This window comes from Paenibacillus sp. SZ31, from assembly GCF_012912005.1.
Taxonomy (GTDB): Bacteria; Bacillota; Bacilli; order Paenibacillales; family Paenibacillaceae; genus Paenibacillus.
Window position 1 is genome coordinate 127,649 of the sequence record NZ_JABBEA010000017.1, and the last position, 9,617, is coordinate 137,265.

Below are 9,617 nucleotides of genomic sequence, written 5' to 3' on the forward strand. Positions count from 1 at the left end.
GTGAAGTGATAACCGGTTGCAGAGAGGAGCGATGTAAGATGTATAATTCCGATTTTGCCAAGTGTTGGTCCAGATTAACCAAAGATTATAAACTGCATATGGATCAAGAGCTGGCACCCTCATTGACGGAGGCTCAACTGGCTGTTCTGGAGGTACTTGAGGATCATCAGAAGATGAAACCTTCCGATCTGATTCCTTTTCTGGCGACGACGCCAGCTGCCGTAACCATGCTGCTCGATCGTATGGAGAAGAACGATCTGATTCGCAGGAATCGGGATAATCAGGATCGACGCATTGTATGGGTATCTCTGTCCGACAAAGGAAGAATGGAAACAGAGCGGGGCATCACCATCCGTAATCAATTCATGAATTCCGTACTTAGTAACATTTCAATGCACAATCAACAACTGCTGGTATATCTGTTAGGCAAAATGACAACGCCCAAGACCAAAGAGCCTGCATTATCGACTTCGGTATGAACCGATGTTGATTTATCTGAACAACCACAGGTGTGCCTGCTCGTTTCATGCAGGAGTCCTGTGGTTATTTTATTTGAAAATTACATATGATACACACTGTGTCCAAGTGAGTTGATTAAAGGCATGGATATATCTCATTTAGCATGACCTAGTATTATTTCGATAAAATCATATGTAAAGAGTTGACTATGTAAATATTTTTGTTATAATAAGTAATTGTTCCCCTGATATTTCGTGTACGAAATATTATATTCCAAAAGTAAAAGGGTGAAACAATGACTGATACGTATGAAGTATTCTATATTATCAATTCGTTCCGCCAGGTGAATCAAATGCTTTTTCGAGCATTTTGGAATGAAAACAAGGAGATCGAGCTGACTTCGATCCAGTTTATGGTGTTATCCATCCTGAGGGAGCGTCCTTCGATCGGCATCAATGAAGTGGCTGAGCTATGCCATATGGGCAGCAGTTCCATGAGTGCTGTTGTGGAGCGGTTGGTCAAGGGCGAGTATATCGTTCGGACACGTTCAGATGCTGACCGCCGATCCGTTAAACTTCAGATCACGGATAAAGGGGAGCAGGCCCAACAGGAAACACACCATTTGTGGATGGAGAGAGTGTCACCCATTCTGGATATATCGAAGGAAGACCTCGAACACCTACTTAGAATTCATAGTCAAATGATTGAAAAGTTACAAGGAAGAGAGATGAACAACATATGAGTACGACTACTGCTGCAGCTCCATCCTCCGCGATGGACAACATCAAGAAAGGCCCGATTGTAGCGGCATTGTTAATTGGTGCCTTTGTGGCATTCCTGAACCAAACCCTGATGAACGTAGCGCTTCCTAAAATCATGGAAGACCTCGCGATCAATGCTAACAAAGCCCAATGGTTAACTACGGGTTATATGCTCGTCAACGGTGTACTGATTCCAGTTACGGCATATCTGATTGCGAAATTCTCAACACGTCAAATTTTTATTACAGCGATGACTCTCTTTACCATAGGTACGTTAGTCTGTGGTCTTAGTCCAACCTTCACCATTCTGATGGTAGGTCGTGTTATTCAAGCGGCAGGTGCAGGTATCCTGATGCCTCTGATGACCGTTGTATTCCTGACCATCTTCCCGATTGAGAAACGCGGTCAGGCCATGGGAACCATGGGGATCGCGATGATTCTGGCTCCTGCGATTGGGCCTACACTTTCAGGTTATGTGGTTGAGCATTACTCCTGGAGATTGTTGTTCTACATCATCTTGCCATTCTCTATTATTGCTACGGCAATCGGTATTGCTTTTGTCAAAAATGTAACACGCCAGTCCAAACCTAAATTGGATTATCCAGGCGTTATTTTATCTACACTTGGTTTTGGTAGTTTGCTCTACGGATTCAGTGATGCGGGTACCGATGGATGGGGCAGTGCAATTGTCATTGGATGCCTTGTTGTAGGTGCGATATCCCTGATTCTGTTCGTTATTCGTCAGTTGACAACAGATCATCCACTGCTTGAGTTCCGTATTTTCAAGTACAACATGTATACATTAACAACGATCATCAATATGCTCGTGACGATGGCGATGTTTGCAGGTATGATCCTGCTTCCTATTTTCCTGCAAAATATTCGTGGGTTCTCACCAATTGAATCAGGGCTTCTGATGATGCCGGGTGCGATATTGATGGGGATTATGTCCCCAATTACAGGTCGCATATTTGATAAAGTGGGCGCACGCTGGCTTTCGGTTGCAGGTCTTGCGATTACGGCAATTACAACTTTTGGACTGAGTCGCTTGGCAATCGATACTACTTATGGCTACATGATGTTTATCTACACGGCTCGTATGTTCGGTATGTCGATGCTGATGATGCCGATCCAGACAGCAGGTTTGAATCAACTGCCTCAACGTCTGAACGCGCATGGTACAGCGATGTCCAACACATTGCGTACAGTTGCTGGTGCGATCGGTACAGCGATTCTCGTTACCATTATGAGCAGCAAGCTCAAAACGCATCTGGCAGAGACATTGGCTGCAGGTCAAGTTAATCCGGATGATCAGGCAGCAATGGTGCGTGCTACGGCAGATGCAACGATTTATGGTGTAAACTATGCGTTTATCGTTGCTACCGGAATGACCGTGGTGGCTTTGATCATGGCATTCTTTATCCGTAAAACGAAACCAGCTATTGAACCTGTTACTGTAGAACAGGAAAAAGTGACAGCAACAGCATAACGAATATCGGATAAATAACAAAAGAGAACTCAAGCAGTTGAAATGGGGGAGCCCATAACTGCCTGAGTTCTCTTTTTTTGTGCGCGATATGAGGGGAGACGTCTTATTCGGGCTGGGCCGATGGATCGAGAAGAAATACAGGATCGGGCTCATGTGCGAACTGTTTGAGATTAATGGTTCCGTTCAGTTGAAACTCGACACCTTCGCTAATCAGTTCTGTTTCCTGCATCATGCGCGAGTGTTCGTCCGGTATGGAGATTTCTCCTTTTGCATTGACGACACGGTGCCAGGGAAGGCGTTCTTTGCGGCTCATCGAGTGCAGAATTCGTACGACTTGTCTCGCGGCTCTTGGACTTCCAGCGTGGGCTGCAATCTGACCGTAAGTCATCACTTTACCTTCAGGAATCGCCGCGATGATCGCAATGACTTGTTTGGTAAATGGGGTCATCATGATGTCTCCTCTCTGTAGCTTAGGTATTTAGGTATTTAGCTGAAAATATTAAAAAACGTGTCATTCAGATACAGGATCTGAACGACACGTTGTATGGACAGATTTAACCTGATCCTGTGCACTTATAGAGGTTGTTCAAAAAAACCGCTTTTGATTACGAATGATGCCTATCGGCATCATAAGCATCGAATATGGAATTCAGCCGAAATGTCCGTTGCTCACGTAGCTTTTCTACGCTCCGCTACTCCATTTCTAGCTTCATCCCATCTTCTCGGTACTGAAAACCAGTCTTTTTGAACACGTACTTAATAGAGGTTATTCAAAAGATTTTTGGTACACGGCAGCTGGCCATTCTGCCCAAGGGAATTCTCTTGCAGGCAAGGATTGCAAAATAACTTCTTCCTTGGTAACCGGATGTGGAAAAGCTGCAATCACAGACCAAAGAGCAATCTGTTGCCCGGGTTTATTCACGCTTGCACCATATTTCTGATCTCCGTACAGCGGGCAACCGATTTCTTTCATTTGCACCCGAATCTGATGAGATCTGCCGGTGTGCAGTTCGATATGAACGAGGCTATATCGGTCTGTCTGCCCAATGACCCGGTAATCCAGAACGGCATCCTTACCCCCAGCAGTGCCCTTAGGCACAACAGTAACGGTATTCGTGCGTGCATCTTTCAGCAACGTGTGCTTTAACGTTCCCTGCTGTGCAGGCAACTTGCCGTGTACAACAGCCGCATATATTTTACGGAAATGACGTCCACGCACAGTCTCGGACAATCTCGAAGCTGCTTTGGATGTTTTGGCAAAGATCATGGCCCCTCCAACTGGGCGGTCAAGTCGGTGCACTAATCCGAGATAGACATTACCAGGTTTGTTATATCGCTCTTTCAGATCCTGCTTCAGCAATGTAAGCAAATCCGGATCGCCTGATGCATCTTCCTGAGTAGGTACATTGACCGGCTTCGTAATACCTAACAAATGGTTGTCTTCAAACAAAATCGGAATCGCATCGTGATCATGCCGATGTTCTGACATGATTAAGACTCCCAACGGCCCAGAATACCACAAGGCAGATCAAGACCACTGCGTGTAATCGGCAGACCGATTTCACCAGCAGTGATTTGGCCACCGTACTGGGCAGACATCGTCATGGTCAGCATGTTGCGCAGAACCGTGGAGGAGATGCCCGTAGTGTATGAGTTTACCAACATGAATAATGGATTATCCGACAAAATCGTCATACATGACTTCAGGAAAGGATAGAGGTTCTCTTCCAGCTTCCATGTCTCTCCATTAGGACCGCGGCCATAAGAAGGAGGGTCCATTATAATGGCGTCATAACGATTCCCGCGCCGTTGTTCCCGTTGTACGAATTTGAATACATCATCTGTAATAAAACGAACAGGGCGATCAGCCAGTCCGGATAATTGAACATTTTCCTTGGCCCATTGAACCATGCCTTTAGCTGCATCCACATGCACTACAGAAGCGCCTGCATAAGCAGCGGCTACCGTTGCTCCGCCTGTATATGCAAACAGGTTCAGAACCGAAATTGGGCGACCTGCGTTGGAGATTTTATCCATCATCCAGCTCCAGTTAGCCGCTTGTTCAGGGAACAGGCCGGTATGTTTGAAGCTGGTCGGTTTAATATGGAATTTCAAGTTTTCGTATCCGATTGTCCAGCGCTCGGGAATGGGCTTTTTCATGTCCCAGTTACCGCCACCGGAGGAACTACGGTGGTAGTGACCATGCGCCTGATGCCATTCATTTGTTTCTTGCTCAAGAGGCCAGATGATCTGAGGATCGGGTCTACGTAAAATAACATCTCCCCAACGCTCCAGTTTCTCGCCGCCTCCTGTATCGATTACTTCATAGTCCTTCCAATTCTTAGCTACGTACATAATAATTTATCCATCCTTCAAAAGTCATTTGGATACTATTGTACAACAAAAAAGGGCTTGTACGCCAGTTGGGGGACGGGAGTATTGAAGGAACGGAGCCCATTTGACCTGAAAAGGCGAAGATTTTTTGCTGTGTTGAAATCGGACGTTAACCATATACTGAAAAACAAAGATAACCAAAAAAATAATTTGACAATGATAATCATTATCACATATGATTTTGATAATTCAAATCCATTCTTTCTTCCGAGAGAATATTAATATGATCAAACTAAAGTGAGGGAAAAATAGATGGCTAAATTGTTAGTGGCTTATGCGAGTATGACGGGAAATACAGAAGAAATTGCAGAACTGATTGTGGAAGGAATTACACAGGGAGGCCACGAGGCAGACCTGAAATCCGTAACGGATTGTAATGCTGCGGATGTATTGGATTATGACGGAGTCATGATTGGCGTCTACACCTGGGGAGACGGGGAGTTGCCAGATGAATTCCTGGATTTCTATGAGGAGCTGGATGAGCTTGACCTGAGTGGAAAGAGAGCTGCGGTGTTCGGTAGTGGTGACACCTCGTATGAGCAGTTCTGTGGTGCAGTTGATCTCGCGGCTGCCAAGCTGCAAGAGCGTGGGGCGGAGGTATCTCCAGAGATGTTAAAGATTGAATACAGTCCGCTTGAGCAGGAGAAGGATACATGCCGTGACTTTGGCAAACGCTTCGCTGCTGCCGGATTACAGGTGTCCTAAAGGTCATGTTAAGACATAATGTTCAGGCAGCGATGCCCGTCGGAAGGAATGATCTTCCTGGACGTCTGCTTGAAGATTACAGATTGGAAGAGATGTTGCGCAGTCCACACCGATTCATCCGCCCTGAGCCGGTGTCTGAGCAACGTTCTCCTCTGCAATGGAGGCACCGTGTACAATATGCGGTCAGCCATGCGGTCAATGCCTTTTACAGTCTTGACCCCGATGTTCGCAAAGAGGTACCCATACAGTATTTACTTGAGAAGTGGTGGCCCAAGAAGACAAATGGTTTTGAATCTGTCCTCCATTACTGGGATGTGAAGAACAAGATCACGGATGAATTGTCGCTCGCTATTGCAATGAACGATGATCTGAAGCATCCAGCTATTCTGTTTGAACAGTGGAGAACGGAGTTACCTTCATTATCCATGCATTTGTCGATGATATTTCAGGCGGCCTGGCAACCAGAAGGCTGGGATTCGCTGCTTGTTCAGAAATATATGGTTGTCCATGATCCGAACGTAGTTGAGGCATTTCAGCATATGGTCAGTGCTTTCTGCTGGGAAGCCTTCGGTAAATTACCGGGTATGATCGAGGTGTATTGCCTGTTGGAAGGACGCAAAATCAGGTACATCCCTGGACGCAAATCGCTGGTACGTTCCATGGATTATATTCACTTGATACGTGACAGTATGCCGCAAGCAGAAGTGGTGGAGTCAGAGCGATTTACAACGCGTGATAAAGCACGGATACACGAAGAGGTAGATCGCTGGAGAACAGAAGCTGCCGAGCCGAAGAAAACATGGTTGATGTGAAGACAGTCCAAGGATAACCATATATCAAGCAGATAGAGGAGGGGAAGTTGCCATGTCTACCGGTCTAAGTCAGGATATAAGCAGCGGCAAGAGGCGTTTAGGAGCTTGCGAATTCAGTCCGTTGCCCGTACCACAGTCGGTTATACGAAAGTTGCTTGATGAAGCAGATCCTTCATTATATGTAATGAGTTCAGAACCCTGGCGGTTTATGTTGTTTGCAGGCGAAGGACGTCAGCTTTACCTGGAAGCGGTCAGACAGAGCTATCCACCCCATCTGGCCGATCGTTACGGCGACTGGGCTACATATCAATACACGGAAGCGATTCCTGCCCATCTGGTTGTCGTGGCGCCTACCAATGCCCGTGAGGATGATCTTCTACCCGCCAAAGCCTGGAGCAAACGCTTTAGTATTCTGGCTGCGGAACAGGGCTTGAATGCCGTCTGGAAGATCAATGATTATCAACAACATCCTGTGTTTATGAATCTGATGGGCTTGACTAGTGAAGAGAAAGTGCTCGGGGTATTTCATATCGGTTACGGAGACCAGCCTGCAATGCGGGATATGGATGCAAGCAGACCAGCCTCTGAACTGATGACGGTCTATGACCATCTGGTATAAAAATGATCCGTTAGTTCTCTTATTTGCTGGTGTTAGCCAGAAAATCACGAACGAGTTGACGATTCGTCTGATCTCTGCTGCAGGCGGAGAATAATCGATTCGATACCGTTATAGTATTGCCAAAAAAGAATCGTTCGAATTGGGTCTGTCTGCCCCCGAATGATCCCGCCCCAAGTTCCCAGATCAGGCGGAACAGCGCGTTGCGTTCGTGAGAAGCCATATCGTTTCCTTTAAGATACATATTTAGTGAAGGAGCGATATTGGATTGAAACTCTTCTTCCTGAGGCACCATAATCACCCCGCTTGAACCCAAGAGTTGCAGGATTTCAATCATCTCAGGATAAAGTTTCGGAAAAAGGAGATTGGCTGCCATTAATGGTTTGGGTGCGGGTAATATAAATCCCCGTCCATCGGGGATGGCACCTGCTTCTGCGGCCAAGGCCAACGCTTTTAACGATTCAAGACCCGCGAATACACGTGCTGTTTTTTCTACGACATGTGCTTCCGTATTCAGATCAAGGGTATCCGTGAGAAGCTGGAGTGTACCAAGAACAAATTCCGTCTTCGCAATATAACGACACAATACCTGATGACCAGCGTGAATATGAAAATGACTGCCACTGAAGAGACGGGAGGACATCTCCTCACTTCCTGCAAAAAATATTCGTTCATGTGGAACGAGTACCTGGTCAAAGATGACGATGTTGTCCATTTCTTCATATCTGGAACTCAGCGGATAGTTGGCGTGAGACTCGGCTGCATAAGTATCCCTGCATACGAGACTGATTCCTGGCAGATCATTCGGGACAGCAAAGGAAAATGCAAATGGGTTCTCATCATCAAATGGGGCAGGAGAAGGTGAAGGATAGACAAAAATCTCATCCGAAGTTGCAGCTTGGGTAGCCATCATGAATGCACCGCTAATAATGAGACCTTCCTCAGTGCGATCTACGATCTTCGCGGCAATAGCATCCTCAGTAGCATCCATTTGCCCTGATATTTTGCTGGCGTGTGGCTGAATGAAAGCATGGGATAGTGTGATATCATGGTCACGGCAGTATGCATAATAATTCTTGAGATTTTCTGCATATTGGGGAGATAATTCGTTCAGGAGATCCGCACCTGTGTAAAAGGCCATAATGGCTGTATTCATGTAATCGGGTGAGCGACCAAGAAAACCATGATGCACATTCGCCCAGATATTCATCCCTTCCCGGCGTTTACGGAGGTCGTCGACACTGGTTGGAGGCAGGAAAGATATGCCCACAGGTTTGCCGTCTGCCGGCGAGGCATACGTCATCGTTTCCGCAAATTGAGGATCAGATTGCAGATCATACATGTACTTCTGAGTCTCCATCAAGCCAGAAAATACAACATGTTCAGAGCGTTTTCCAGTAATAAGCTTACCTTTGTACCAGCAGGGGACGGACTGGGCATTAATTCGTTCAAGATACTGTGCGCCGCTTTTAACAGGCATTGTTATTCACCTCTTGGTTCTAATCGTTCATAGGCAGACTGACTTCTTACGTAGTGTACGTAGGTAATCTGTCCAATGTGCATTTAAGAAGTGAACAGGATTTTTGCAGATTAGGGCTTGATAATAATTATCATTCTTGTTACAATAGACAAAGAAAAAAGGAACCGGTAAGGGCTCCTTTATGTGAATCATATGCAATTTCTTATTTCACTTCGAAAGTTTTGCAGTCTGTTTCAGCAGACTGACGAACTTCATCTTTGGAAGTGTGGCTCACGATGTAGATTGAAGAAGCGCTACATTTGTTTTCTTGAGCCCAGTGACGACAGGAATTAACTTCACACAATACGTCTTTTGCCATGATTGTTAACCTCACTTTAATTGGATTACATTCGTTGGTATAAAGAATCCGGATATAGCAAGTTGCCGCTTGCGAATCTGGAAAATTTTGTTGCTCTCATGAAATTTAGAGGGCTTTTTTGCGTTATACACAACGATGCATACTTAGAATAGCAAATTTTCATGATGCTTGCAACCAAATGGCACCCTTCTGTGGCGAAATAGTGGACGTACTGTGGTTATCTTTGCAAAAAGGCAGTAGTATGTTATTATTTAATAGTAATAATTACGATTAAAAGTCTAATTGATTCTATATACTTGAACTAAACATTTACACGAAAACGGAGAGGACAGAAAGAACCTGAAGAAGGGGAGCGTTCGCCTTTATCCCCGGATTTCCCCTCTAGGGAAATAATCAAAAAATCTGGGGATAACAGCGATCGGAAGGTTGTTCTGTCATCGAAGTGGTCAGTGTAAATATTCATTAGTTCAACTGATATGAACGAAAATGTCAAAGGCGCTTTAAGAAACTCCTTTCACAGCTCCGTTTTGAAGCAAAGTTAAG

The 9,617-nt window shown here is 45.4% G+C and carries 11 protein-coding genes; 6 read left to right on the forward strand and 5 right to left on the reverse strand.

The features are described from left to right. Positions 1-38 precede the first annotated feature (38 nt). The 3 genes from HF638_RS24360 (at position 39) to HF638_RS24370 (ending at position 2,709) form a co-directional block, all read left to right on the forward strand. Positions 39-479, forward strand: coding sequence for a MarR family winged helix-turn-helix transcriptional regulator (locus HF638_RS24360; RefSeq protein ID WP_169482547.1), 441 nt, complete (start codon positions 39-41; stop codon positions 477-479). A 275-nt stretch (positions 480-754) separates the two neighbouring features. Further along, positions 755-1,201 (forward strand): MarR family winged helix-turn-helix transcriptional regulator, encoded by a 447-nt coding sequence (locus HF638_RS24365; RefSeq protein ID WP_062835118.1) that lies wholly within the window; start codon positions 755-757, stop codon positions 1,199-1,201. Next, positions 1,198-2,709 carry a DHA2 family efflux MFS transporter permease subunit gene (locus HF638_RS24370; RefSeq protein ID WP_169482550.1) on the forward strand — a complete coding sequence of 504 codons (1,512 nt, stop codon included), beginning with the start codon at positions 1,198-1,200 and terminating at the stop codon, positions 2,707-2,709. The genes HF638_RS24365 and HF638_RS24370 overlap by 4 nt, the downstream gene beginning before the upstream one ends. Before the next feature lie 103 nt (positions 2,710-2,812). Here the strand turns inward: HF638_RS24370 and HF638_RS24375 are convergent, their stop codons facing one another. From HF638_RS24375 to HF638_RS24385, 3 genes are all read right to left on the reverse strand, one after another. Continuing rightward, the gene (locus HF638_RS24375) at positions 2,813-3,157 is read right to left on the reverse strand and encodes an MGMT family protein (protein ID WP_169482570.1); all 345 of its coding nucleotides are present in this window, start codon (positions 3,155-3,157) and stop codon (positions 2,813-2,815) included. 318 nt (positions 3,158-3,475) lie between these two features. Beyond that, positions 3,476-4,198: an RluA family pseudouridine synthase gene (locus HF638_RS24380; RefSeq protein ID WP_169482552.1), complete on the reverse strand. Its 723-nt coding sequence runs from the start codon at positions 4,196-4,198 to the stop codon at positions 3,476-3,478. A 2-nt stretch (positions 4,199-4,200) separates the two neighbouring features. After that, complete coding sequence (locus HF638_RS24385; RefSeq protein WP_169482554.1) at positions 4,201-5,064, reverse strand: class I SAM-dependent methyltransferase; 864 nt, start codon at positions 5,062-5,064, stop codon at positions 4,201-4,203. 291 nt (positions 5,065-5,355) lie between these two features. Here HF638_RS24385 and HF638_RS24390 point away from each other — a divergent pair, with 291 nt between their 5' ends. The 3 genes from HF638_RS24390 to HF638_RS24400 are packed head-to-tail and all read left to right on the forward strand — an operon-like array spanning position 5,356 to position 7,239. Next, positions 5,356-5,808 carry a flavodoxin gene (locus tag HF638_RS24390; protein ID WP_169482555.1) on the forward strand — a complete coding sequence of 151 codons (453 nt, stop codon included), beginning with the start codon at positions 5,356-5,358 and terminating at the stop codon, positions 5,806-5,808. Positions 5,809-5,813: 5 nt separating this feature from the next. Next, positions 5,814-6,620, forward strand: a complete 807-nt coding sequence (locus HF638_RS24395) for a hypothetical protein (protein ID WP_169482557.1) — start codon at positions 5,814-5,816, stop codon at positions 6,618-6,620. Between the two features lie 52 nt (positions 6,621-6,672). Next, the gene (locus tag HF638_RS24400) at positions 6,673-7,239 is read left to right on the forward strand and encodes a nitroreductase family protein (RefSeq protein WP_169482559.1); all 567 of its coding nucleotides are present in this window, start codon (positions 6,673-6,675) and stop codon (positions 7,237-7,239) included. A 19-nt stretch (positions 7,240-7,258) separates the two neighbouring features. On the opposite strand, the gene HF638_RS24405 is transcribed toward HF638_RS24400, so the two are convergent. Together HF638_RS24405 and HF638_RS24410 are read right to left on the reverse strand one after the other, a co-directional pair. Continuing rightward, positions 7,259-8,716, reverse strand: a complete 1,458-nt coding sequence (locus tag HF638_RS24405; protein WP_169482561.1) for a 4-hydroxyphenylacetate 3-hydroxylase N-terminal domain-containing protein — start codon at positions 8,714-8,716, stop codon at positions 7,259-7,261. 202 nt (positions 8,717-8,918) lie between these two features. Then, a complete protein-coding gene (locus HF638_RS24410) occupies positions 8,919-9,074 on the reverse strand; it encodes a DUF1540 domain-containing protein (protein WP_105408991.1) in 156 nt (51 codons plus the stop codon). Between the last annotated feature and the right edge of the window lie 543 nt (positions 9,075-9,617).

Coding starts and splice junctions, on each gene's coding strand:
- HF638_RS24380 (WP_169482552.1), bottom strand. CDS start 4,198: ATGTCAGAACATCGGCATGATCACGATGCGATTCCGATTTTGTTTGAA.
- HF638_RS24360 (WP_169482547.1), top strand. CDS start 39: ATGTATAATTCCGATTTTGCCAAGTGTTGGTCCAGATTAACCAAAGAT.
- HF638_RS24385 (WP_169482554.1), bottom strand. CDS start 5,064: ATGTACGTAGCTAAGAATTGGAAGGACTATGAAGTAATCGATACAGGA.
- HF638_RS24405 (WP_169482561.1), bottom strand. CDS start 8,716: ATGCCTGTTAAAAGCGGCGCACAGTATCTTGAACGAATTAATGCCCAG.
- HF638_RS24400 (WP_169482559.1), top strand. CDS start 6,673: ATGTCTACCGGTCTAAGTCAGGATATAAGCAGCGGCAAGAGGCGTTTA.
- HF638_RS24365 (WP_062835118.1), top strand. CDS start 755: ATGACTGATACGTATGAAGTATTCTATATTATCAATTCGTTCCGCCAG.
- HF638_RS24410 (WP_105408991.1), bottom strand. CDS start 9,074: ATGGCAAAAGACGTATTGTGTGAAGTTAATTCCTGTCGTCACTGGGCT.
- HF638_RS24395 (WP_169482557.1), top strand. CDS start 5,814: ATGTTAAGACATAATGTTCAGGCAGCGATGCCCGTCGGAAGGAATGAT.
- HF638_RS24370 (WP_169482550.1), top strand. CDS start 1,198: ATGAGTACGACTACTGCTGCAGCTCCATCCTCCGCGATGGACAACATC.
- HF638_RS24375 (WP_169482570.1), bottom strand. CDS start 3,157: ATGACCCCATTTACCAAACAAGTCATTGCGATCATCGCGGCGATTCCT.
- HF638_RS24390 (WP_169482555.1), top strand. CDS start 5,356: ATGGCTAAATTGTTAGTGGCTTATGCGAGTATGACGGGAAATACAGAA.